This is a genomic window from Streptomyces asoensis, assembly GCF_013085465.1.
Classification (GTDB): Bacteria; Actinomycetota; Actinomycetes; order Streptomycetales; family Streptomycetaceae; genus Streptomyces; species Streptomyces cacaoi_A.
In genome coordinates this window covers 6468210-6492495 of the sequence record NZ_CP049838.1, presented here as the reverse complement: position 1 = coordinate 6492495, position 24286 = coordinate 6468210, and the positions used below count along the sequence as shown (strand labels likewise).

General features: G+C 67.0%; 16 protein-coding genes. 3 read left to right on the top strand and 13 right to left on the bottom strand.

What is annotated here, in order from left to right:
- The first annotated feature begins 25 nt into the window (after nt 1-25).
- Nucleotides 26-1087, top strand: a complete 1062-nt coding sequence (locus G9272_RS29165) for an ABC transporter ATP-binding protein (protein WP_171399280.1) — start codon at nt 26-28, stop codon at nt 1085-1087.
- Nucleotides 1088-1521: 434 nt separating this feature from the next.
- Here the strand turns inward: G9272_RS29165 and lanKC are convergent, their stop codons facing one another.
- The 6 genes from lanKC to G9272_RS29135 form a co-directional block, all read right to left on the bottom strand.
- On the bottom strand, nt 1522-3987 hold the full coding sequence (gene lanKC, locus G9272_RS29160) for a class III lanthionine synthetase LanKC (RefSeq protein ID WP_171399279.1): 2466 nt from the start codon (nt 3985-3987) through the stop codon (nt 1522-1524).
- 483 nt (nt 3988-4470) lie between these two features.
- Nucleotides 4471-6171 carry an ABC transporter ATP-binding protein gene (locus tag G9272_RS29155; protein ID WP_301272151.1) on the bottom strand — a complete coding sequence of 567 codons (1701 nt, stop codon included), beginning with the start codon at nt 6169-6171 and terminating at the stop codon, nt 4471-4473.
- Nucleotides 6171-6845 (bottom strand): 2OG-Fe(II) oxygenase, encoded by a 675-nt coding sequence (locus G9272_RS29150; RefSeq protein ID WP_171399277.1) that lies wholly within the window; start codon nt 6843-6845, stop codon nt 6171-6173. Before G9272_RS29150 ends, G9272_RS29155 begins: the two co-directional genes overlap by 1 nt.
- On the bottom strand, nt 6846-8801 hold the full coding sequence (locus G9272_RS29145) for an FAD/NAD(P)-binding protein (RefSeq protein ID WP_171399276.1): 1956 nt from the start codon (nt 8799-8801) through the stop codon (nt 6846-6848).
- Nucleotides 8798-9646 carry a DUF692 domain-containing protein gene (locus G9272_RS29140; RefSeq protein ID WP_171399275.1) on the bottom strand — a complete coding sequence of 283 codons (849 nt, stop codon included), beginning with the start codon at nt 9644-9646 and terminating at the stop codon, nt 8798-8800. Before G9272_RS29140 ends, G9272_RS29145 begins: the two co-directional genes overlap by 4 nt.
- A gap of 155 nt (nt 9647-9801) precedes the next feature.
- Complete coding sequence (locus tag G9272_RS29135) at nt 9802-10611, bottom strand: hypothetical protein (protein ID WP_171399274.1); 810 nt, start codon at nt 10609-10611, stop codon at nt 9802-9804.
- 920 nt (nt 10612-11531) lie between these two features.
- Here G9272_RS29135 and G9272_RS29130 point away from each other — a divergent pair.
- Nucleotides 11532-12317 carry an AfsR/SARP family transcriptional regulator gene (locus G9272_RS29130; protein WP_171399273.1) on the top strand — a complete coding sequence of 262 codons (786 nt, stop codon included), beginning with the start codon at nt 11532-11534 and terminating at the stop codon, nt 12315-12317.
- A gap of 6 nt (nt 12318-12323) precedes the next feature.
- Here the strand turns inward: G9272_RS29130 and G9272_RS29125 are convergent, their stop codons facing one another.
- Both G9272_RS29125 and G9272_RS29120 read right to left on the bottom strand, forming a co-directional pair.
- Complete coding sequence (locus G9272_RS29125) at nt 12324-15686, bottom strand: AfsR/SARP family transcriptional regulator (RefSeq protein WP_171399272.1); 3363 nt, start codon at nt 15684-15686, stop codon at nt 12324-12326.
- Between the two features lie 304 nt (nt 15687-15990).
- The gene (locus G9272_RS29120; RefSeq protein ID WP_171399271.1) at nt 15991-16497 is read right to left on the bottom strand and encodes a DinB family protein; all 507 of its coding nucleotides are present in this window, start codon (nt 16495-16497) and stop codon (nt 15991-15993) included.
- A 97-nt stretch (nt 16498-16594) separates the two neighbouring features.
- Between G9272_RS29120 and G9272_RS29115 the strand changes: the two genes are divergently transcribed.
- Nucleotides 16595-17335, top strand: coding sequence for a class I SAM-dependent methyltransferase (locus tag G9272_RS29115; RefSeq protein WP_171399270.1), 741 nt, complete (start codon nt 16595-16597; stop codon nt 17333-17335).
- A 484-nt stretch (nt 17336-17819) separates the two neighbouring features.
- Here the strand turns inward: G9272_RS29115 and G9272_RS29110 are convergent, their stop codons facing one another.
- The 5 genes from G9272_RS29110 to G9272_RS29090 all read right to left on the bottom strand — a co-directional run bounded on the left by G9272_RS29110 (nt 17820) and on the right by G9272_RS29090 (nt 24092).
- A complete protein-coding gene (locus G9272_RS29110) occupies nt 17820-18941 on the bottom strand; it encodes an ABC transporter ATP-binding protein (protein ID WP_171399269.1) in 1122 nt (373 codons plus the stop codon).
- 47 nt (nt 18942-18988) lie between these two features.
- On the bottom strand, nt 18989-20050 hold the full coding sequence (locus G9272_RS29105; RefSeq protein WP_171399268.1) for an ABC transporter ATP-binding protein: 1062 nt from the start codon (nt 20048-20050) through the stop codon (nt 18989-18991).
- Nucleotides 20051-20082: 32 nt separating this feature from the next.
- Complete coding sequence (locus tag G9272_RS29100) at nt 20083-21063, bottom strand: ABC transporter permease (RefSeq protein WP_171399267.1); 981 nt, start codon at nt 21061-21063, stop codon at nt 20083-20085.
- A gap of 123 nt (nt 21064-21186) precedes the next feature.
- Complete coding sequence (locus G9272_RS29095) at nt 21187-22992, bottom strand: ABC transporter substrate-binding protein (protein ID WP_171399266.1); 1806 nt, start codon at nt 22990-22992, stop codon at nt 21187-21189.
- Between the two features lie 65 nt (nt 22993-23057).
- On the bottom strand, nt 23058-24092 hold the full coding sequence (locus G9272_RS29090) for an ABC transporter permease (RefSeq protein ID WP_171399265.1): 1035 nt from the start codon (nt 24090-24092) through the stop codon (nt 23058-23060).
- Nucleotides 24093-24286 lie beyond the last annotated feature (194 nt).

Genomic DNA, 24286 nt, shown 5'->3' with positions numbered 1-24286 from the left:
GTACAAGAGACGGGACTTCACCACCATGAGCAGCACCACCCCCCTCCTGGACGTCAGCGGCCTGACCAAGCACTTCCCGATCAAGGGCGGCTTCCCGATCCGGCGTACGGTCGGTGCCGTGCAGGCCGTCGACGGGCTGGACTTCCAGGTCGCCGAGGGCGAGAGCCTGGGCCTGGTCGGCGAGTCCGGCTGCGGCAAGTCGACGACGGGCCGGCTGATCACCCGGCTGCTGGAGCCGACCGGCGGCCGGATCTCCTACCGTGGCGAGGACATCACGCACGCGGGCCGTAAGCAGCTGGCCCCGATCCGCTCCGAGATCCAGATGATCTTCCAGGACCCCTACGCGTCGCTCAACCCGCGCCAGACGGTCGGCAAGATCATCTCCGGGCCGATGGAGATCAACGACATCCACCCGGCCGGCGGGCGCGAGGGGCGCGTGCGCGAGCTGCTGGAGATCGTCGGTCTCAACCCCGAGCACTACAACCGCTTCCCGCACGAGTTCTCCGGCGGTCAGCGCCAGCGCATCGGTGTCGCCCGGGCGCTGGCGCTCGAGCCGAAGCTGATCGTGGCCGACGAGCCGGTCTCCGCGCTCGACGTGTCCATCCAGGCGCAGGTCGTCAACCTGCTCCAGAAGGTCCAGCGGGACCTGGGCATCGCGTTCGTCTTCATCGCCCACGACCTGGCCGTCGTACGGCACTTCTCGCAGCGCGTGGCGGTCATGTACCTCGGCCGGATCGTCGAGATCGCCGACCGCGACGACCTGTACGGCAACCCGCGCCACCCCTACACCCGGGCGCTGCTGTCCGCCGTGCCCGAGGCCACCGTGCAGGACGAGGGGGTCCCGGGCCGTGAGCGCATCCGCCTCGTCGGTGACGTGCCCTCGCCCATCAACCCGCCCTCCGGCTGCCGCTTCCGCACCCGCTGCTGGAAGGCGACGGAGAAGTGCGCGACCGAGGCGCCGCCGCTGGTGCAGGTCGAGGGCAATAAGCCCGGCCACCTGACGGCGTGCCACTATCCCGAGACGACGGACGTCCCGGCCACCGTGCCGGCTCCCCGTCTCACCAAGGACCCCGAGGCGGCGGCCTGACACACCCCTTTTCGTCAGCCGCCCCCTTTCGGAGCGGACTTTCTCGGCCCATTGACCCGAGCCCATGAACGTCCGATCCAGGGGATCAAGGCAGCGTCCACCCGGGCGCTGTCGATCGACTCCGCCCCGCTGGATCTGATCCAGCGGGGCGGAGTGCTGCGAAGGGCGAAACGCGGGTCTTGGCGAGTGGCCTGCCCGTCAGCCAGGCGTCGAGGCGGACGAGGTTGATGGCGGTACCGGTGAAGCGTGGCTGCTGACGCCTGTGGCGAGGCATGGCAGCGGGATCTGCGTCTGGGCACGGGCCTCGCCGAGCATCGAGTAGATGCATCCGACGTTGGCCAACTCCAGCCATGGACGTATTTCCAGGCCAGACGTGAGCGGAACGCGCAGGCGGTCTTCCTGGCGGGCGCGAGTCGTCGCCTTCCACCGGTCGATCACTCAAGGTCTCGCCCCAGGAAGGGGAATACCGTTGTCTGTTCACGGGTGCTGGCCAGGGCGAGCAGCGCCGCGACAGAGCCGGTGGAGAGGTCGGTGGACAGCCGAAAGCGGCGGTCGCCGATGAAGTCGACGGAATCGTCCCGCAAGAAGACCGCATCCCAGCCGAGCGAGTGCACATGGGCATCGGTGGGCAGTCCGTGGTCTGCACGGGCGAGGACAGTCCCCGCCCTGCCTCCCCAGAGACCGAATCCGGTGGCTATCTGGTCCAGCGACCGCACCAACTTCTCGTGCGCATCTCGCAGTTCGTCGGCCCCGAACCGCACAGCAGCCCTGGCGACGACGGCCATTCCGCCCGTTCCGTCGAGTCCGGGCCCGATCCGCCTCGCCCGGTTCAGTATCTGCAGGTCACGGCTCAGCTCAGCGGCCGCCCAGGCCAGAGACGCCGGGTCACCAGTGGCACGGTGCAGATGCATATGAAGCAGGGCAGGCCCGGTACGACCGTGCAGGAGTCCTACGCGGCGAGCGTGGTGCGGACCTTGCTCCATTCGAGCGGCGAGGTCGACGGCGGCGTCTAGCCATTTTGCGTCACGGGTTACCTGATGATGGAAAAGAGCGGCCAGCGCCAGGCCTGAGCGGCCCGTGGCGAAGGAGTCGGTGACACCCTGCTCGTCAGCCCGAGCCAGGGCCCGCTCCAGCACATCCGTGGCCAGCTCATGTTCGCCGAGGGCATCGAGAGCGTGACTCAGGCCGGCGAGACCGCCGGTGAAGCCGGGCCCGTCACCGTCCTCGCCTGTCTTGACTCGGTCGACCAGCCACTGGACGTGGTCGGCGGGCACCGTGTGACCAGTGCGGGAAAGGGCCCACAGGGTGCCCGCGGCGCCGAAGGCGAAGGCGATGCCACCACCAGGATTCATGAACTGCATTGGATCACCCGGGTACAGCCGGTCCATGCGGTCTGTCGTGGCGGCCGCAACGACCGAACCGGCGATGCGCGCCTCCAGGTCGGAGTGTTCCGCTCGCTCGGGCCAGGTGACGGCGCACTCGTTCCGTGTCGGCAGGTTCTCGGGGCTGAGCCAGGCGAGGATCGAGTCGACGAACTCGGCAGGTACCTCGAAGTCGCGCACCATCTGGTCCACCAGCTGACGTACCTTGCGGGCGCCCCAGGGCACCGCTTGCGGGACCGGGATGAACAGGGCGAGCTTGAGAACGGCGAGCGCGTACCGATCAATGTCACATCCGGTCAGGTGCTCGGGTGCCCTGAAGCCGAGGCTGCCCAGGGTCTGCGGTTTGGCCTCGTCCGCGGGGGTCGCCGTCTCCAGGTCGATGAACCGGACCTGATCGCTGTCCGTGACGAGCACATTGGCGAGGCTCAAATCGCCGAACACGACACCACGTTCGTGCATGGCGTTCAGCCCGTCCTCGACTCTCCGCAGGACGTTCAGTGCCCAGGTACGGTACGCGCGGCAAGCTTCGGCGCTGCGGTCGCCGGTGGCGTATGGATGGCGAGTCGCCATCAATGGGGTCAGCGAGGCACCTTCGACGTACTCACGGGCCAGATAGTCGTGCTCGTGCCCGGTCACATAGGCAATGACCTCGGGGATGCACGGGAGGCCACGCAGCCGCTCCAATGCCCAGTGCTCGCGTTTCATGCGGGTGACCGCGTCCCCCCACTCCGCATCGACGCCGGCCCACGGGCGTGCCTCGCGCAGCAGTACGTCTCGTCCGGTACCGATCTCAGTCGCCCGGTAGATACCACCGCCATTGGAAAAGTGCAGGGCTGCACGGATCCGGAACGGGAAGTCTGCCAGGGTGCCCTGCTTGCGGGCCTCCAGCGCCTCGTGCAGGAACGCCGGGATCTCCAACCAGGAGGGTGGCCGGAACACCGGTCGGCGCTCGTCGGGTACAAGGCTGCCGTCGGGGCCGGTCATCGCCGGAACCATCACTCCGCGCACGTCGCGTGTCGACTTCCACACATAGGCCCCGTAGCGGACGTAGAGCGGCCCTTGCTTCCAGCGCAGATCGGTGAGGATGTAAGGGCCGGGGGTTCCTCCGACCAACTCCTCCATACCGTGCAGGAGTTGCTCGGTGTGCCGGTCGCCGTGCGGGTAGACGGTGATGAACTTGCCGCTGGCGGTACGCTCGCCGTTCTTCGAGTTGCGGCGCCTGAGCACAGCGGCGCTGCGTATGAACTTGAACATCACTCCGCGTTCGACCAGATACGGAACGACCGCTCCAAGCAGCTCGTGGGCCGTGTCAAGAGTGCCTGCGACATGGATCTTCCAGCCCTGCTCCGGACGCCCGGTGGGATCGGACGGACGACATACGGTCCAGTCCCGACCGCGCTCGATGCCCCACCCTTGGGGCAGGGAGACTTCGAAGTCGTCCTCCGCCTTCTCCGTGTCAGGCACATCATAGAAAATTTTGTCGGGCCGACAGAACTCGAGGAACCGGAAGTCGAGCATGGCGAGTGAACTCCTCCATTGTCAGAATCCTCCTCTTGTGGAATATAGGCCCACCCGAGCAAAGAGCACGCAAACCATTGCCAAAGATCCCCCTTGGTTATTGCGCGGATGCAGGCGGGGAAATTAACGTGGGGAATCGAACCATCCGTGCGCGAACAAACGGAAGGAAAGCAATGCGGGCAACCGGATCTGCTGTTCTCACAGAGCCTGTCGAGGCTCTCGTGGAACTCGATCACCAAGAGCTGATCATTCCTGTGGACTTCGACGAGGAGGACCTGGAGGCGTGGATGACCGAGGTCCCCACGCCCTGTTGCAGCGGCGGCGGCGGTACGTCGGTGATATGCAGCAGCGCGTGCCGAGGGCGTCCGGGCCCGACCTGAGCGTGTCTCGTTCGGTAGCGAGTGATTGATATCGCCGCGCGTGCGGGTGTCTCTGAGGAGCTGACGCTCCTCAGAGACACCCGCTATTTTTTTACTTATTTTCTCAGCGGCGGGCACCTTGCCACGTGCTCACCTCAGTAACCCGACCCGCATGCATCGTCAGGATCGTGTCGCCCTCGCGCAGAGTAGGCAATCTGTGCGCGACCACAATGAGCGTCTTGTCTTGGATTCTTTGCAGCAGACCCTCGAATACGGCCTCCGACGTGGCTCCATCGAGCCCGCTCGAGAATTCGTCGAAAACAAGAATGGGATAGTCCGCGAGCAAGGCGCGGGCAACCGCAATTCTCTGCCGCTCGCCACCCGAGACCTTGGCGCCACGATCACCCACGATCGTGTCCAATCCGTCCGGGAGACGTGCAAGCAGACGATCGAGTTCCACTGTGCGGAGCGCGGCGGTCATACGTTCGAGGGTGCAGGATGGGTCACCGAAGGCCAGGTTCTCCCGGATGGACAGATTGAAGAGGGTCGACTCCTGGGGAACGAGAGTTGCCACGGCTCTCACACTCTCAGCCGCGTGTCCGCTCGCCCAGTAGGCGGACACCGAGCCCGCCTGAGGAGTGATCAGTCCGGCCAGCAGAAGAGCCAGGGTGCTCTTGCCCGACCCGGACTCTCCGGTGACGAAGACACGACTACCGGCCGGCAGGGTGAGGTTGATCGAGTCCAGGGCCTTCCCGGTGCGTCCTGCGTAGCTGAACTCTGCGTCGATGACCCGGATGTCGGCCACCGGTGCCCGCTGCTTGGCTTCGGCAATGCTCGCCTGCTGCCTCGGCGATGAGTCCGGCAGGTCGATCAAGTGGAAGATACGCTCGAACAGTGCTCTGGAACTCTGCACATCCGCCGACAGCTGCATCAACTGCTGGATCGGCATGGAGATTTGAGCCTGAAGGGCAGTGATAACGATCACCGCGCCCAGCGATATGCCGTGCAAGACGGTGCCGGCGGCCCAGTAGGCCAGGATCGGCAGCACGGCCAGGGTCATAGAGATCGTCGCGAGCGCTGTCCGACCTGCCAGACGTTCTTGGATGGCGGTGTCAGCAGCTTCCCTCGACATGCCCTCGAAACGCTCGAGCTGCCAGTGTTCACGGCCCAATGTCCTCCCCAGAAGCACACCCGAGAGAGACAGATGCTCGCCGATGAAGTGGACCATGTCCGAGGCCTTGCCCTGTTGGGCGTGGGTGAGGCTGCGGCGCTTCTTGGCATACCGGTTGTTCAGGATGTTCAGGGCCACGGCCACCGAGAGTGACACCAGGGCAATGGGCCAGCTCAGGATGAACATGATGGCAGCGGATGTGACCAGCGCCGCCGCCGAAGCCACCATTCCCTGCGCGGCAAAGGTGACCACATTGCTGATGCCCTCGACATCGTTGGCAATGCGGGTCTGGACTCCGGAGACCGAGTGGGTCGAGAAGTGCTCCAAAGGCATACGTTGCGTGGCCCGGAAGATGTCCCCGCGCAGCCTGTGCACAAGTCCCTGACCGATCGTGTGATTGAGCCGTGCCGTCACCACCATGCAGAGCGATGTCAGCACCACAGCCAGCAGCATGACGGAGCAGAGGATGCTCAGCAGGCGGACGTCGTGCCGGGGAAGCGCCACGTCCACAACGCGCTTGAGCAGAACCGTGCTGGTCATGGTGAGCGCCACGGAGGAAAGGACAACGGAGAACGAGGCGATGAGCCTCCCCCGGTGAAGGGCCAACAATTTCAGCACACGTAGCCACAGAACGCGGCCGCTCTGACGAGCCATCACGCTTCCCGCAAACTCTGCGGCAGGGGCTGGAAGAAACCCGTCATAGACATCCTCAGATTCTCACCGGCACGGGTGCTCACGCTCCTGACCGCGTGGGGAGTGCCCGCCTTGATGACCACCAGTCGGTTGGGGACAGCCGTGACGTAATGCCCGAGGTCGGTGTTGACGCCCTGATAGCGCTCGACCGATGCCCTGCGGTCGCCCACATCTGTGGCTATCAGCAGTTCGGCACCCCAGGACGACTTCCAGTCGTCGTGCACGTACAAAACGTAGGAGCCGACTCTGTCCTTCGCATCATCGTGCCAGGAAAGGCCTGAACCCGCGGGGTAGAGGTAGGGCGTGCAGGTGAAGAAGTCCCATGCACTCCCTCTCAGGCCAATCCATGTGGCGAGGCTCTCCTCGGCTCCGAGGAGAGCCTCGACCACGGCATCCGCCGATTTTCCCGAGGGGTGGGAGGCGAAGCCCTTGGGCACCTTCGGATGATTGTAGTAAACCGTCTGACCGACCAGCGGGTCCCCTTCGACAAGACGGTAAAAATTTTTCGGCTGCCAGACGTTCTTCAGATAGACAAAACGCTCGTCTGCCATGCGATCCCGAACAGATCGTAGGATATCGATGCTGAGGAAATCATCGAACACCGCGTAGGTTTCTGTTTTGAAGCTCGGTGTCATTCATTCCTCCGTAGACGTGTCCGGGTAGCCTCGAATGAGGGATTCCAGGAGGTGTCGTGCTACTCGGTCGGTCAGGTGGAAAACATCGCTGTCGGTTCCCACGCGCGGCAAACCTGGCGTCAGAATGGGATTCGATGTGTCGGCACCGACTGCGTAAATGGTCCGACTCACCCGGTTGTCAGTGGTCACCAAACTTCCGTACCGCGTGACGGTGACCCTCTGAGGCCCGGGGGCACGAGGCGAGGAAGTGCGGTCGAATCCCCTCCAGGAGATTTCTCCACGCTGGACCAGATTCCTCAGTAGCGCGTCGCTCGTCTGTGTCACGGTGGGCATCGAATGACGCGCCTCTATCAGGTGATCGATGCCCACGGTGACTGGAACGGTTTCGCTCACACATTTCACCGTCCCCGCTTCGGGGGCATGGGCGACGCCGGACTCCTTGCCCAGGAATGTCACCACTCCACACCGGGAGAGGGCCTGCAACTCCAACTGCCTCGGCCACGGTGCACCCCCCGTCAGGATGGCCATCTTGGCCCATGCCCAATCCCATATACCTTTGTAAAAATCTGGGTTCGCCTCGAATCCACGCGAGCGCGAAGCTTCCTGAAGGGAGGCCGTGATGTACGCGAGAGCGGTGCGCAAGGCCAGATCGCGGCTGTGTTCCTTGGTCAGGGTGCGATTGGTAATCTGTGCGATATGCCGCCGCATCCACGTTTGCAGGGACTCCAGGGTGCTGAATGTCTCACCCTGGAGCGGGTCCATCATGCGGTCGAGGTCGATTCGCTCCTCCATTGGGAAGAGCGACGCGATCAGTTCCTCCTGAGCCGGCGAACCCGGTTCAAGGGACGGATACGTCTGCTGGAATCGATGCCAGGCGCTTGAGGAGCGCTCTGGGTCTGCGGAAAGGGTATCGGAGTAGTAGAAATACAGGAGTTCCGACGACATGCGCGCAGTCGCCTCTTTCAGAGCGACTGCCGTGTCACATCTCAGGGCCAGCTCGGAGAATATTTGGGGGGAGGTGAATCGAGGCACGGGACACATCACCAGACTGCCGGTCATCGGCCACCACCGGACGGGATGCGCCAGCACTCCCGTCCTCGAGATCGCAAAAATTCGGGGCTCGTTACCGGACGGTTCGTATGTCAGAGACCCGTTGGCTGCCCGGTGAAAAGTTCCGCCACGAACTGTCGTGAGGAGCTGTAGGTAGTCGAAGAATGTGAGACCCAGTCCGCGCAGGAGCACGCGATCTCCCGGCTTGATGTGCGCGGTCTTCGATAGCGAGGCTTGGCCGGGCGGCTCGTGGCTTCCCCCGTATGAGGACATGGTCCGCCGCAACTCCTGCTGTTCGGGAGTCGGTTCCGTCGCGGGTCTGCCTTGCGCGAGAATAACGCGATGACAGACGAGCGGAACCGGGTCATCCGCCAGTTTGACGGACTCGCCCTCCTGAAGTGAGTCGGATGCCGACGAAACTTCCACCGCCAGCTTCCCGTGTCGATGTATACGCACGTTACTGGGCGCGTTCTGTACCACGTGATCCAGGAACCATCCCATGTACTTGCCCATCACCGAACGGGATGCCCAGCGATAGGGAGAGAAGGCATCCACAAGACCGTTCAGCGTCTCGTCTGAACTCAGGACCTCGCCCGCCGAAGCCGCCCACTCCTGAAGCGTGGGACCTTTCCGAACAGGTCCCTCACAGCTTGAGGAATCATCCGTGAAAAGCGTCATCATGCCGGCATGCGAATTCATCCAGAGTTCGCTCGGTTGATCGACTGCCCAGGTGCGACTGCCTCGGTCGAGGCAGGGATCGATGAGATGTATGTGGATTTCCCGATCTTTTTTCGGCACATACTCAGGGATGTTGGCTACGAGACGCTCGAGCGTTGACAGACCGTAGAGGCCCACCCCGACCACGGCTACGACGTACGGGTGACCACGGACCGCCACCTCGATCACCTTCTCTCAGCCTTGGGAAAGAAGATGTCACGGGCCATGGCAACTTCCTTGATGAGTGCCTCGAAATCAGGGAAGTTATCGTCGCGCTCCACGATGACTGCGCTCGGGCTGCAACGCTCGGCGGTGTCGGCCGCCAATCGCCAGATCTCATCCCCGATCGTCTCGGAATGGCTGTCGATGTGCTGCCCCGTCGACGTCACCACACCACCGGCCAGATGGACTTGGACAATTCGATCTGTCGGCAGCTTGTCCAAATAGCTCAGAGGGTCAAAAGAATGGTTCTTCGAGTTGATGTAGAGATTCGCCACGTCAAGCAGCATGTAGCACCCGGTAGCGGCCACGAGTTGCGTAAAGAAGGTGGCCGCGTCGACATGATCGGCGCCGAGGGAGAAAGAGTAGGTGATGTTCTCCAGAGCGAGCGGAACACCGAGGGCGGTCTGCGCTCGATCCACATTTCTGATGCATGCGCGCAGCCCTTCCTCACTGATGACGGGCGGGCACAGATGTCCGGCGTCTGCCCCCGGGACATGAGTCATCGCGAGATGTTCACTGTAGTAGGAGGCACCACAGGCATCCGTGACCTTGCGAATTTCTTCCAGATAGTCATCCGGAATGCGCCCTGCACCGGCCAACGACATTCCGACTCCGTGCAGCACGGTAGAAAATTCATCAGCAACTTCACGCAGGCGTCTCGGGTTGTCGTAGCCGAACCACTGATCCGCAAGAATCTCGACGACGTCGATTTCCGCGCTGTGCAGCGAGAATTCATTGCTCAGCTCCTTGCGGTAACCCAGACCTGCTCCGGAGACCGAGATTGGAGAGTCCGTAGAATGGTTCGAGGCCATTGCGTCATCCTTTGATCAAGCTCGTCGTCGGCGTGACCTTGAGGCTCCACAAGGCGCAAGCCCGGCAGGCGGAACAGCCTTCTTTAATTCGCGGTTTAACCCTGTTTAGTTCTTCGGAATGATCCGCCACGATGAGGTGAGAGAGAATCTTCTCGTCAGACTCCGACATTTTCATCCCTCAAGTGGTACGAGCCGATGGCGCGGGACTGTGCGAGTCGGCTCAACAGCGCCTGAAGAGCTTGAGCTGACACATTGAGACCTTGCTCTCGGGCATATTCAAGCAACTTCCCGGCTGTGACGGGCTCTCCCATCTCGCCCAGCAGCCTGTAGGCCGGCTCTGCGACACGAAGAATGGTGGGCATACGGCCGGAATGGGACGGAGCGATCACAACCCAGATCGGATCACCCTCGTCCACCATTTCTTTCTTCCCCAGAAGGATGGCGAAAGCATCGACAGAGAAGTGCGCCAAGGACGTGTAAGAGGGCTTCCAGTAGAGCGATGCCCAGGAGAATACGGAAGGAGCCGGTGCCGAGCCGTCAGTTCGCCCGCTTCGCATCTCCTGCTCTCTCCTCGCAGACATGAGCAGAAATTCGAGCTGCGCGACGTCAGACAGCGCTGCGGGCACGCCGTCATAGAAATCATGGCACTCGCGTACAAAATCAACGAGCTGCTTGGCCGGCCCGCCCCACTGGGCGAGGCGACTGAACGTACTGTTCTCCTGGAACTCCCGCAGGATCTCCGGACGTGCGGTTTGCAGCCACCTGTACGTGGTGGGCATATGCACGTTCAGGGAGTCCAACTGTTTCCACTTGAGTCCGTCTGCGAACTGCTCTGCTTCACTGGGTGAAAGATTCCGCACCAAATCGGCGTTCGCCCCACTGAGCCCCATTAGGTCGGCGAAAGACCCCGGATCCATTCGATGGGCCAGTCGATACCCCGGGTTGAGGTAGATCTTGAAGAGCACGCTTTGAAGGTATTGCAGCGACACGAATCCCCCTTCTGCATTCCCTCGGCCTCACAGGCCCTTGGGACGCTAAGCAAGCAGACGGTACTTCCGCAATCGCACAGAGTGCGCTTTGATCATTCTTTGCGAACCTTTTTGTTCGAACTGACGGCTTGCCTATAACGGCACATCCTGGCCCACCGGGCATCAATGCACCTAGAATGATCCGATCCAAATCGACTCAAAGGCACTGCATCCGGATCGACGACGATCGTCGTCGCAGATACTGAGACCCAATCGATTCAAATAGCCCTACTTTCCGACATCTACGCTGCGCCACGTCCTCACCAAGCCCTGCGTCTCAGCCACGGACCTGGTCGTGCCTACTCGGGATTCTGCTGCCGTAGGCGCAGTTGGCGTACGCCGGATAGGCGGGTGCCGAACAAAAAGATCCACCACGCCATGCGTAATCACGCCAAAGATGATCTGACCGGTTAAGGCCGTCACGGCAGAGAGACACGCGCCAGAGTCGTCTTCGACATCCCCACTCACCTTGCCTGGGACCAGGGCCAGGCCATCTGCCCCGGCGCACAGTCCAGCTTTGTCACTGAGCACTGGCGCCGCCAGCCACCTCGCCTGTCTCGACTCATGGCTCGTCCAGGCCACTCGCCCAGGCCCGCGTTCACTCGTGCCTGCCGGCTGCCGGTGAGCCCTGACACTTGGAAGCACCATGCGGGAACGGTCCGCCGCATCCGCAGGGACCCGTGCGTTCTCGGAAAGGCAGCGCTTTTGAGCCTTCGACGCGGGAGCCCACTGGTCTCCTTCGCTACGGCGGGACTCAGACACCGAGGCCTGTTCCGGCAGCCGTGCAGCATCCATGCGCCAGCCGAACACCTCGCGCGCACAGTGGTGACTCGAGTGGTTCGAGGTACGGGGGGTACATGGAAATTCAGCTGCTGGGCTGCGTCGAGGCACGGGCCCGCTCCGGCGACAAGCTGCCGCTTCCGCACGGCACCAAACTGCTGCTGGCGGCACTGGCCTGGACCCCCGGCACGTTCGTCGCCGACGAGACGCTGATCGAGCGGGTGTGGCAGGAGCGCCGGCCCCAGCACCCGCGCGACGCCCTGTACATCCAGGCCACCCGGCTGCGAAAGGCGCTGCGGGCCGACGGGCAGCTGACCGAGGGCTTCGAACTGATCCGCAAGCGGGGCGGATATGTCCTGGCGATCGACGAGCGCCGCGTCGACACCGCGCGGTTCCGCGCCCTGGTCCGGCAGGCGCAGCAGGAGGCCCGCGCCGGCGACACCGAGACGGCCCTCGGCCTGTACACGCGGGCCCTGGAGCTGTGGCGGGGCGAGCCGCTGTCCGACGTGCGCACGGCCTGGGCGGAGTCGACGCGGGTGACGCTGCGGCGCGAGCACCGGGAGGCACTGGTCGGCAGCTCCGAGCTGTACCTGCGCGTGGGGCGGCACGAGGAGTGCCTGCCGCAGCTGCACTGGCTGGCCGAGATGCACCCCTTCGACGAGAAGGTCACGGGGCTGCTGATGCTCGCCCTGCACCGCGGGGGGCGCCAGGCGGACGCGCTGGACTGCTTCCAGCTGCTGCGCCTGCGGATGATCGACCTGCTGGGCTGCGAACCGGGCCCGGAGCTGCGGTCCCTGCACGAACGGATCCTCGCCCGCGACCCGCGGCTGCGACTCGGCAGCGCCTACGCCACGTCCGTCTGAACCGGCTCAGCCGTCGAAGTGCTCGGTCAGGTACAGGGTGAGGCGGGACTCGGCGTCCGGAGGGAGCTCACGGTGACGGTGGTGGGGCAGCGGGCGGTGCGGGGCGGGCGCCCCGGGAGGGTGCCGGACGCCCAGCGTCGCGTACAGGGCGGTCGCCTCCGTCCTGGCCTCGTGGGCCGGCCCGGTGTCGCCGTGGGCCTCGTGGGCGGAGGCGAGGGCCGCCGTGGCACGGGCGTGCAGGAGACGCTGGCCGGAGCTCCGGGCGAGGGCGGCCGCCAGGGTCGCCGCGTCGCGGGCCCGGGTGATGGCGGTGTCGTCGGTGTCGGTGTCGGTGTCGGTGTCGGTGTCGAGGAGCGTCAGGGCGGTGGTGAGGTGGACGCGCGGGAGGGTGAGGGGGTTGCCGTCGGCCGCGAGGCGTTCGGCGCGCTCCAGATGGTCCAGGGCGTCGGCCGGGCGGCCCTGCGCGCGGGCCAGGTCGGCGCGGGCCAGCAGGACCTCGACGAGGCCCGCCCGGTGGCCGGTGTGCTCGGCGATCTCGAAGGCGGCGTCGAGGTGTTCGGCAGTCTCCTCGGCACGGCCCGCGCGCAGCTTCACCGAGGCGACCCCGACCAGGCTGTCGACCTGGCAGTTGCGGTTCTCCACCCGCCGGGAGACGGCGAGGGCGTCCTCGTAGGCGAGCAGCGCGCGGTCGTCCCGGCCGGAGTCGGCGCGGACCCGGCCCAGCGCCTCCAGGGCCACGGCCTCCGTGTAGGTGGACCCGGAGTCGCGGGAGACCAGGAAACAGGTGCGCAGCGCCGCCGTCGCCTCGTCGAACCGGGCCTGCTTCTGCCGGACCAGGGCGAGGTTGACGAGGGCCATCGCGCGGTTGTGGTGGACCGTGTCGCCGATCAGGTCGAGGGCCGCGCACGCCGCTTCCTCGGCCGCGTCCAGGCGGCCCAGGGCGAGGTTCAGGGACGCCGTGTTGATCAGCATGATCTCCACGTTCTTGACGTTGTCCAGGGTTCGGTAGAGCGCGAGGGCACGGTCGTAGCAGGGCAGCGCGCGGCGCAGCTCGCCCAGCAGTTTGAGGGTGACGCCCTTGCCCTGGAGGCTGCCGGCCTCGCCGTACGTCCAGCCGGCCCGGCGGGCCAGCTCCTCCGCCTCCTCGTACTCCGTCAGGGCGCCCCGCAGGTCCCCGTTGCGCCAGCGGGCGCTGCCCAGGGACAGGCACATGGAGGCCTGGCCGACCTCGTCCCCGCCGCGCGCGGCCACCTCCCGGGCGAGGGTGGCCAGCCGCATCCAGTCGGAGAGCGGCCTGCGGTGGTGGAAGAGGTCCTGGAGCGCGTCCACCAGCCACCACACGTACGGCGCGGGGCCGTGCTCGGCGGCGTGTCCGATCGCGGCCGCGATGTCGTCCCACTCGCCGTCGAACCAGGCGTACGCCTCCTCGGGGCCGGCGAACTCCCGCGGCAGGGAGCCCTCGACGGCGGGCGGGCGGGTGCGCATGACGTACAGGCCGGCCGTGGCGGCCGCGTTGACGACGCTCTGGAGGTAGTGGTCGAGGACGCGCGTGACGGCGGCGGCCCGCTCCTCGGGGGAGTCCTCGGCGGCCGTCCGGTCACGGGCGTACTCGTGCACGAGGTCGTGCCAGGCCGGGCGGCCGTGCTCGACGTCGCGCAGCAGATGGACCCGCTGGGCCAGCCGCAGCAGGTCGGCCAGGCGATGTTCGTCGGTCCCGGCGGCCGCGGCGGCCGCCGGGACCGACCGGCCGGTGCCCGGCAGCGCGCCCAGCGAGCGGAAGGCCCGCCGGGCCTCCTCCGGCAGCACTCCGTACGACAGGTCGAGCGCGGCCCGGACGGCGACGGACTCCTCGCCCTCGACATGCAGCCGGGCCAGTCGCCCCCGGTCCGCGAGGTCACGGACGTAAGCCCGGATACTGCCTGGCCGGTCGCCGATCCAGGAGCCCGCGACGCACAGGGCGAGCGGCAGGTGGTCGCAGAGTTCGACGAGTTGTGCCGCGGCCTCCGGATCGGCGGCGACGGCCTCCACGCCGACCGCGCCGCTGATCAGCTCCAGTGCGGCGGCGCTGTCGAGGACGTCGCAGGACACCCGGTAGGCGCCGTCCAGGGTGACCAGGCCGCTGAGCTTGTCGCGGCTCGTCACCAGCGTCAGCGAGCCCGCCGAGGCGGGCAGCAGCCGCCGTACGTACGACGCGTCGGCCACGTCGTCGAGGACGACCAGCACCCTGCGGTCCGCGAGCAGCGTCCGGTACAGCGCGGTCTGTGCCTCGGCGCCCAGCGGGATGTCGCGCGGGGCGCAGCCCAGGCCCTGGAGGAGCAGCGGCAGGGCCTCTCCGGGGGTCATCGGCTCGGCGTTGTCGAAGCCCCGCATGTCGAGGAAGAGCTGGCCGTCGGGGAAGCGGTCGGCGACCCGGTGGGCCCAGTTCAGCGCCAGCGCGCTCTTGCCGACGCCCGCCGGTCCCACGATCAGGGCGAGCGGTTCCGAGGTGCGCAGACAGGACTCGAGGCGGTCGAGTTCACGGTCGCGGCCGACGAAACGGCGTGGGGTGGGTGGGAGTTGGCGCGGGACGGGGCGCTCGGACGCCGGGGCGGGCCGCTCGGGCGGGGCGCCCGCGGAGACGCCGCCGCCGCGCAGCAGCCGCTGGTGCAGGTCCCTGAGGTCGGCCGAGGGCTCCATGCCGAGTTCGTCCACCATGCGCCGGCGCAGCGCGGTGTACAGCTCCAGGGCCTCGGCGCTGCGGCCGTCCTGGTGCAGGGCGCGCATCAGCAGGCCGTGCGGGCGTTCGCGCAGCGGGTGGGCGGCGGTCAGCCGGAGGAGTTCGGCGATGGCCTCGCGGTGCCGGCCGGTCTCGATCCCCGCCTCGGCCACGCCCTCGCGGGCCACGAGGTGCAGTTCGGCCAGGCGTTGGCGCTCGGCCTCGCGCACCGCGACCTCCGACAGGTCGGACAGCGGCTCGTCCCGCCACAGCGCGAGGGCCTGTTCACCGCTGCGCCGGGCCGTTCGCCAGTCGCCGTCGGCCGCGGCCCGCGAGGCGTCCCTGATGAGGTTCTCGAAGGCCAGCAGGTCGAGTTCGTCCGGGCCCGCGTGCATGACGTAGCCGGGCCGACGGGTGGTCAGTAGCTCCGTCCCCGCCGGGCCGAGGGCGCGCCGCACCTCCGCGACGAGGGCTCGTACCCGGGCCGCGCCCGCGCCGGGCGGCCGGTCGTCCCACAGGCACTGAATCAGCCGGTCGACGGAGACGACATGGTTGGCGTGCAGCAGGAGCACGGCGCACAGCGCGCGTTGCCGGCCGGTGAGTACGACGACCCGTCCGTCGATCTCGACGTCCAGCGGTCCGAGCAGGCGGAACCGGGGCCGTGGGGTGAGCATTCACAGAACGTAGTCCAGGGGCGACTGCCGGGCAACGCCGACCTTCACGATCGGGAACCGACGGGCCCCCGGGCGTCGGGATCCGGCCAATCCCCGGGGCCGGGGCCGGGGCGGCGGCCGGGTGCCGTACGAGGCGGGGCGGCCGGGGCCGGGGCGGGGCGGGCGCCGCGTGTCCCCCGTCGGTCGCCCGCCCCGTAGAAGAGTCTCGCCGAGCCCTCTTTCCGAACCCCTTCGGGAATCTTTCAACCGTCTTTCACCCCGGCCCGACCAGCGGAAACACTCTCAACACGGGGGTGACGCGCGGCTAGACGCCGGTGCGGCCGTCGATCAGTTCGCGCAGGATGTCGAGGTGGCCGTTGTGCCGGGCCGTCTCCTCGATCAGGTGCAGGAGGATCCAGCGCAGGTCCACATGACGGCCGTCGCGCGTCGCCCGTTGCGCCGTGGTGTCGAGGTCGTGCTCGGCGACCAGCTTGCGGTGCCGCTCGGCGTGTTCGGCGTACTCGTCGAGCACCTGCGCGAGCGGGAGGTCGACGGCGATGCGCATCTCGCGGTCGGGGTCCTCGTCGGTCCACGGCCCCTCGTCCTCCTCGCCGAGGAACACGACCCGGAACCAGTAGTACTCGACCCAGCGCAGATGGTTGACCAGGCCGCTCGGGGTCATCAGCGGCGAACCCGGCAGGGGCGCCCTGGCGGCGTCCGTGTCGGAGAGGTCCTCGCACTTGGCGCGGGCGGTGTCCCGGGCGTAGTCGAGGAAGGTGGTGAGCTGGGTGCGCTCGTCCCACGCGGAAGGCATGTCGTCTGTTCTCGTCATCGCGCAGAGCATGTCCGGCCCCCGGCCCGCTTGTCGAGGGAATTCGGATGTTCTGGATCTTGTCCTGTGCCGCTCCGAGGTGTGGCACACTGCCGCGGTGGTCGATCATTCGTTCGCGGATCTGACACTCGCCGCGCTGTACGACAGCATCAATCCGTGGGGGCCGGACGACGACTTCTACCTGAACCTGGTGAGATCCGCCGACTCGGTGCTCGACGTCGGCTGCGGTACGGGCCGGCTCCTCGCGCGGGCCGCGTCGGACGGCCACCCGGGACGGCTCACGGGCCTCGACCCGGCGGCCGCGATGCTCGTACAGGCCCGGCGCCGGGCGCCCGGCGTGGAGTGGCTGCTGGGGGACCTCACCACCCGTCTGTGGCAGGGCGACTTCGACCTCGTGGTCATGACGGGCCATGCCTTCCAGGTGCTTCTCGGCGACGAGGAACTGCGTGGCGCGCTGCGGGCCGTACGGTCGGCCCTGGGCGACGGCGGCCGGTTCGTGTTCGAGACCCGCAACCCGGGCGCGCGGGCCTGGGAGACCTGGACCCCGGACCGCGTCCGCGAGGTCACCGACGCGGACGGCCGGGTCGTACGGGTCTGGCACGAGGTGGCGGACGAACCGTCCGGTGACCGGGTCACGTTCACGGAGACCTTCGACTCCCCCGGCTGGCCCCGGCGCCACACCGGCCGCGCCACCCTCCGCTTCCTCACCCCGGGGAGCCTGACCGGTTTCCTGGCGGAGGCGGGGCTGCGGGTGGAGGAGCAGTACGGCAACTGGGACCGGAGACCGCTGACCCGAACCAGCCCCGAGATCATCACAGTGGCGACACCGTCCGAGTGACCCCGAGCGACCCTCACAACCCCTGCAACTCACGTTCCCTGCGACCCCTGCGGCCCTCACGGCCCCTGCGGCCCTCACGTTCCCTGCCGCCCCTGCCGCCCCTCACGGTCCCTGCGGCCCTCACGTTCCCTGCCACCCCTGCGGCCCTCACGGTCCTCGCGGTCCCTGCGGCCTCTGGGCCCCTGGGCTCCTGGGCTCCTGCGGGCCCGCAGGGCCCCAGGGGCGCGGGGAACTGCGCGACCAGCCCCCACGAACCGGCACCCGACACAACACGCCGGAACCACCCCCAGGGGGCGCGGGGAACTGCGCGACCAGCCACGACGGCCCCGCACCCGACACGACAGCCGGAACCACCCCCAGGGGCGCGGGGAACTGCGCGACCAGCCACAACAGACCCGCACCCGCACCCGCCGAACGACACCGGAATCAGACACCCGCCGGGCCGGCACCGGAAAACAGGCGCCCGGCGCCCGGCCTGCCGAAATCACCCGTTGCCCTCCTCCAGCGCCGCCAGCGCCGGGTCCAGCACGATGTCCTCCTCGCGCCCCTCGATCGTCGGCTCCTCCGGAAAGTGACAGGCCGTCAGATGACCTTCGTGGTTCCCGGAGATCTGGACCAACGGCGGCTCCTCGGCCGCGCACTTGTCCTGCGCCTTCCAGCACCGGGTCCGGAACCGGCAGCCCGAGGGCGGAGCGATGGGCGACGGCACGTCCCCGGCCAGCCGGATCCGCTCCCGTGAGGCCGCCTCCCCGCCGGCCACGTTCACCTCGGGGACCGCGGAGAGCAGCGCATGGGTGTACGGGTGCCGGGGCCGGGTGTAGATGGAGTCGCGGTCGCCGACCTCGATGATCTTCCCGAGGTACATGACGGCCACCCGCTGCGAGAAGTGCCGTACGACGGCCAGGTCGTGGGCGATGAACAGGAACGCGATGCCGAGTTCCTGCCGGACCTGCTGGAGCAGGTTGACCACCTGCGCCTGGATCGACACGTCGAGCGCCGAGACCGGCTCGTCGGCCACGATCAGCTTCGGCTCGAGTGCCAACGCCCGGGCGACACCGATCCGTTGCCGCTGGCCGCCGGAGAACTCGTGCGGGAAGCGGTTGTAGTGCTCGGGGTTGAGACCCACGATCTCCAGCAGCTCACGCACCCGCTTCTCCCGGCCGCCCGCGGGCTCGATCCCGTTGACCTCCATCGGCCCGGAGATGATCTTGCCGACGGTCTGCCGGGGGTTGAGCGAGGAGTAGGGGTCCTGGAAGATCATCTGGATCTCGGACCGGATCGGCGCCAGCTGCCGGCGCGAGGCGTGCGAGATGTCCTGCCCGCGGTACGTGATCGTCCCGGCCGTGGGCTCCAGGAGCCGGGTGATCAGCCGGCCGGTCGTGGACTTGCCGCACCCCGACTCCCCCACCAGGCCGAAGCTCTCGCCGGCCCGCACGCTCAGGTCGATGCCGTCCACGGCCTGCACCTGACCGACCGTACGCCGGATCGGGAAGCCGCCCTTGACCGGGAAGTGCTTGGTGAGCCCCTGCACGACGAGCAGTTGCTCCCCCTCGCCGTCGGCGCCCGCCTCGCGCGGGGCGGGGAGAACGAGTTCCTCTTTCTTCACGTGCTCCTCCTGGCCTTCTTCACGTGCTTGCTCCTCAGGTCCTGCCCCTACCCCAGTCGGGGCTTGATCTCGTCCATGAAGATGGTCCGCTTCTGTTCCGCCGTGAGGTGACAGGCGGAGGCGCGGTCCGGGGCCAGCAGGGGACGTTCGGTGACACAGCGGTTGCCGCCGACCCGGTCCCGGAAGGTGCAGCGGGGGTGGAATCGGCAGCCGGAGGGCGGGTTCAGCAGCGACGGCGGGGCGCCGGGGATGGGGGCGAGCGGAGTGCCCAGGTCCGAGTCCAGCCGGGGCATGGAGTTCAACAGGCCCCAGGTGTACGGGTGTTGCGGTGAACGCAGCACCTGCTCGGTCGTCCCGCGCTCGACCGCGCCGCCCGCGTACATCACCATGATGTCGTCGGCCATGTCGGCGATGACCCCGAGGTCGTGCGTGATGAAGATGATCGCGGTGCCGAACTCCCGCTGAAGGTCCTTGAGCAGGTCGAGGATCTGCGCCTGGACGGTGACGTCGAGCGCGGTGGTCGGCTCGTCGGCGATCAGCAGGTCGGGGTCGCAGACCAGCGCCATCGCGATCATCGCGCGCTGCCGCATACCGCCGGAGAACTGGTGGGGGTAGTCCTTCGCCCGTTCCCGCGGGTTGGGGATGCCGACCTTGCCGAGCATCTCCACCGTGCGCTCCCAGGCGGCCTTCTTCGAGGCGCCCCGGTGCTTCATGTACGGCTCGGCGATCTGCCGGCCGACGGTGTAGTACGGGGAGAGCGCGGTGAGCGGGTCCTGGAAGATCATCGCGACCTTGTTGCCGCGCAGTTTCTCCAGTTCCGACTCCCGGGCCGTGGTCAGCTCCTGACCCTCCAGCAGGATCTCGCCCTCGACGGTGGTGAACATCGGGTTGTGCAGCCCGAGGACGGTCAGGTTGGTGACGGACTTCCCGGATCCGGACTCGCCGACGATACCGAGGGTGCGGCCTCGTTCGAGGTCGAAGGAGAGCCCGTCGACGGCCCGGACGGCACCGTCCTCCGTGGTGAAACTGACGTGCAGGTCCCGCACCGAGAGGAACGCGCCCGCGCCGGCCGGGACGGGCGCCCCGGCCTCCTTGGTCACAGTGGTCACGACAAAGCTCCTGACGACAGTCCGGGAAACGGCTAGGACAGCCGTACGCGCGGGTCGATGAAGGCGTAGGCGGCGTCGACGACGATGTTGCACAGCAGGATCACGGCGGCGGCGAAGAGCATCACGCCCAGCAGCAGCGGAAGGTCGCTGAACTGCACGGACTCCACCGCGAGATGCCCGAGGCCGGGCAGTCCGAAGGTGTACTCGGTGATGATCGCGCCGCCGAGCATCGAGGAGAGGTCGATGCCGAGGATGGTGACGATCGGGATGAGGGAGCCGCGCCAGGCGTACCGGAAGAAGACGTACCGCCGGCTCATCCCCTTGGCGCGGGCGGTCCGGATGTGTTCCTCCTGGAGCTGCTCGATCATCGACGAGCGCGCCATACGGGTGTACTGCGCGGCGAAGATCGTGGACAGCACGACCCAGGGGATCATCAGTCCGGTGAACCAGGCGACGGGATCCTGGGTGAGCTCGGTGTACCGGGGCTCGTCGAAGATATGGGTCTGGTACACCAGCACGGCGAGGGCGAGCGGGCCCAGGAAGTAGATCTGCATCGAGCTGAGCACCATGGAGCCCGCGGTGAACGACTTGTCGATGAGCGTGCCGCGCCGCCAGGCGGCCAGCATTCCGGTGCCGAGTCCGACGAACAGGAAGACGACGGTGGCGCCGAGCGCGAGCGAGACGGTGAGCGGCAGCCGGTCCATCAGGGTCGACCAGACCTGCTCGTTGGTGTGGTACGAGTAGCCGAAACAGGGGGCGGGGCAGGGCCCTTGGGCGAAGTCGTCCCGGCCCGCGACCAGCCCCTGAAGGAAGATCCAGAACTGCTCGGGGACCGACTTGTCGATGCCGAGCGTGCGGTGGATGTTCGCCAGTGCGTCGGGCGTGCACGTCTTGCCGCACATCAGCAGCGCCGGGTCACGGGGCATGCCGAAGAACAGCAGGAAGGCGACGACGGTCAGCAGGACCAGGATCACCAGCGAGCCGAGGGCCCGGCGAAGAAGGAAGCGCAGCATCTCAGTGGCAGCTTTCGGGCTCGTGAGGCCGGCTCGCGGAGCCGGCTCAAAGGGCCGTGCGGGCCGGTGCGCCCCGTCGCGGAGGCGGGACGGGGCGCACCGGGCGCCGCGCTCGGGAAGGGGTTACTTCACAAACAGCCTGCGCGGGTCGATGCCGCCGATGACGTCGTCGTACACGAGGCCGCCGATCTTCGAACCGGCGATCTGGGTCTGCTTGTAGTACGCCGTCGGGATGTTGGAGACGACGTCCTTCACGATGTACTCGTTGATCTTGTTCCAGGCCTCCGCGGCCTTGATCGGGTCGGTGATGGTGCTCGCCTTGTCGATGTCGGCGTTGACCTTCGGGTCGTTGATGTGCGAGTAGTTCGCGGCGCCGTCCTGGATCTGGCGTCCGTCGTAGAGCGGCGGGATGACGGTCGAGGAGCTCGGCCAGTCGGCGCCCCACGCGGTGTGGTAGATGTCGAAGTTGTTGCTGACCTTGCCGACCTGGTCGTAGTACGTCTCGGCCGGGATCTCCTGGCGCTGGACGTCGAAGCCGGCCTTCTCCAGACCCGCGGCCATGGCGGTGGAGTACTGCTGGCCCTCGGGGGTGTTGATGTAGCCGAAGGTCAGCTTCAGACCCGTCTTGCCGGCCTTCTCCAGGAGTTCCTTGGCCTTGGCCGGGTCACCGGCCGGCTTCTTCTTCTTGCCGAAGGGGTCGAAGTTCGGGTTGTAGCCGGACACGGTCGGGCTGATCAGACCGCCGGCGACCTCGCGGGCCGCGGTGCCACCGAAGGCGCGCACGAACGGGGTGATCGGCAGGGCGTAGGCGATGGCCTCGCGGACCGTCTTGTCCTGCATCTCCTTCTGCGACATGTTGATGTCGATCTGACCCACGTACGGCTGGTAGCCGGAGACGGTGCGGGACTTCAGCGTCGCGTCGGCGAGGATCTTGGACAGGTTGCCCGCGTCGACCTCGTTGTTGAAGCTGACCGCGGTGGCGTTGGCGCCGGAGTCGTCGAGGATGGCCTTGGTGGAGTCCTCGAACTGCTTGTTGAACGCGAACGTGAATTGGTCGATGTACTGGTGCCGGATCGGGTCGGTCTTCGGGTCCCAGTTGGTGTTCTTCACCAGGACCATCGACTTGCCGGACTTGAAGTCCTGGATCTTGTACGGGCCCGAGGTCATCGGGGCCTTGTCGTACTTCTCCTTGGTGTCCTTCGCCTTCGAGACGAGGGAGTAGCCCGCCATGGCCAGCGCGTACGGCAGGTCCGGCTTGGGCTTCTTGAACTTGAAGACGACCGTCTTCGCGTCCGGCGTCTCCAGGATGGTGTCCGGCAGGTGCTTGCCGCCGTACGGGCCGTCCTTCAGCAGGTTGCGGTACTCGGTGCCCGGCGTGTCGGCGAGCCACTGCTGGATGTAGGTGGGGCCGTTGGCGACGAACGGCGCGAACAGCCGCTCGAAGGTGTGGCGCACGTCGGTGGCGGTGATCGCGGAGCCGTCGGCCCACTTGATCCCGTCCTTCAGCGTGTACTTCCAGGTCTTGCCGCCGTCGGTGCTGGTCCCGCTGTCGGTGGCCAGGTCGCCGACGACCTCGTGCTTCTTGCCGTCCTCACTGGTCGCCTTGTAGCCGGTCAGACCTCGGTGGATGAGCTGCGACAGCGCCATCTCGTCGGAGACGTAGATCTGTGCGGGGTCGATGTGCGCGTAGCTGTCTCTCTGGAGAACGGTGACCGCGCCTCCGGGCTTGGCGCCGGGGACCTCGGCGGCCGGGCCGGTCGAGGCCTTCACGTCGCCGAAGTCGATGGAGGACTGCTGCCGTTGGGCGTTCTCCTTGTCGTCCTTGTTACTGCCTTCCTTGCTGCCGCCCTCGCTGCAACCGGAGAGCACGAGCGCTCCGGCAGCGACCAGCGAGAGCGCGGCGTACGCGCGGCGTCCACCCTTACCCATCACTCGTTTCCCACCCATCTCTTTGAGTCCAGCAGTCTGTGAGTCCAAAAAGCGTGATGTGCGGATCAGCGCGCCGTCTTGGGGTCGAAGGCGTCCCTGACCGAGTCCCCGAGCAGGTTGAACGCCACGATGAAGATGATCATCGAGACACCGGGGAAGAACATGTAGGTGATGTCGTTCTGCATCACGAGTTCGGTCGCCGCCTTGGAGAACATCTGCCCCCAGTCCGGCGTCGGTTCGACCAGTCCCACGCCGAGGAAGGACAGACCGGCCTCGGCGGTCACGAAGTTCGGCAGCATGTAGGTGGCCTGCACCAGGATCGGTGTGACCACGTTGGGCAGGATCTCCTTGCGGATGATCCGCCCCGGTGGCGCCCCGCTCACCTTGGCGGCCTCGATGAACTCCCGTTCCCGCAGGGCGAGGCTGGTGCCGCGCAGGATGCGGCCGAGGCTCATCCAGCCGAGGACCCACTGCACCGAGATCAGGGCGACGACCCGGACGTAGACGGGCGTCTCGTCGCGCGGGCTGACGAACAGGGAGACCACGACCGGCATGCTCGCGATGAAGAACAGCTGGGCCGGGATGGCGAGCAGGAAGTCGATCACCCGGCTGATCAGGAAGTCCGTCCTGCCGCCGAGATAGCCGGCCGCGACCCCGAGGACGATGCCGGTCAGCACGGTGGCGAGGGTGACCGCGAGGGAGATGCCCAGGGAGTTGCGGATGCCGTAGAGCAGCTTGGTGAAGACGTCGTAGCCGTTGCCCGGTTCCAGGCCGAACCAGAACTCGCCGCTGATCCCGCCGTTGGGCTGCACCGGCACACCCGCGCTGTCGAACAACTCCGGCCGTTCGTCCGCGTACACGGTGTACGGGTTGTTGCCGTAGAGCTTGGAGATCAGCGGGGCGAGCAGGCCGACCAGGAAGAAGAGCAGCACGACGTAGGCGGAGATCACGCCCGTGCGGTCCCGCTTGAAGCGGAGCCACATGAGCTGACCGGGAGACCGGCCCACGGGCACCTTGGCCTCGGGCGCCGGCCTCGGCTCCTGGTCGCCGTCGACCACGACCGACGTACCGCCGCCCTCGATGTCGGTAGGACTTGTCACAGTTCGCCCATTTCACTTCACGGGTGTGGGTATGCCGAGCCGGCGACGGACGCGGGCTGCCGCGTGATCGCCGATCGGTGCATGAAGGGACGCCGGAGCGCGCCGGACGGACGGCACGGAAGAAGCCGCAGCCGGACGCGCGTAGTCGAACGGCCGCAGTCGGCGGCCGGACGTCAGGTCAGTGACAGTCGCCG

Coding starts and splice junctions, on each gene's coding strand:
- G9272_RS29165 (WP_171399280.1), top strand. CDS start 26: ATGAGCAGCACCACCCCCCTCCTGGACGTCAGCGGCCTGACCAAGCAC.
- lanKC (WP_171399279.1), bottom strand. CDS start 3,987: ATGCTCGACTTCCGGTTCCTCGAGTTCTGTCGGCCCGACAAAATTTTC.
- G9272_RS29155 (WP_301272151.1), bottom strand. CDS start 6,171: ATGGCTCGTCAGAGCGGCCGCGTTCTGTGGCTACGTGTGCTGAAATTG.
- G9272_RS29150 (WP_171399277.1), bottom strand. CDS start 6,845: ATGACACCGAGCTTCAAAACAGAAACCTACGCGGTGTTCGATGATTTC.
- G9272_RS29140 (WP_171399275.1), bottom strand. CDS start 9,646: ATGGCCTCGAACCATTCTACGGACTCTCCAATCTCGGTCTCCGGAGCA.
- G9272_RS29130 (WP_171399273.1), top strand. CDS start 11,532: ATGGAAATTCAGCTGCTGGGCTGCGTCGAGGCACGGGCCCGCTCCGGC.
- G9272_RS29125 (WP_171399272.1), bottom strand. CDS start 15,686: ATGCTCACCCCACGGCCCCGGTTCCGCCTGCTCGGACCGCTGGACGTC.
- G9272_RS29120 (WP_171399271.1), bottom strand. CDS start 16,497: ATGACGAGAACAGACGACATGCCTTCCGCGTGGGACGAGCGCACCCAG.
- G9272_RS29100 (WP_171399267.1), bottom strand. CDS start 21,063: ATGCTGCGCTTCCTTCTTCGCCGGGCCCTCGGCTCGCTGGTGATCCTG.
- G9272_RS29095 (WP_171399266.1), bottom strand. CDS start 22,992: ATGGGTAAGGGTGGACGCCGCGCGTACGCCGCGCTCTCGCTGGTCGCT.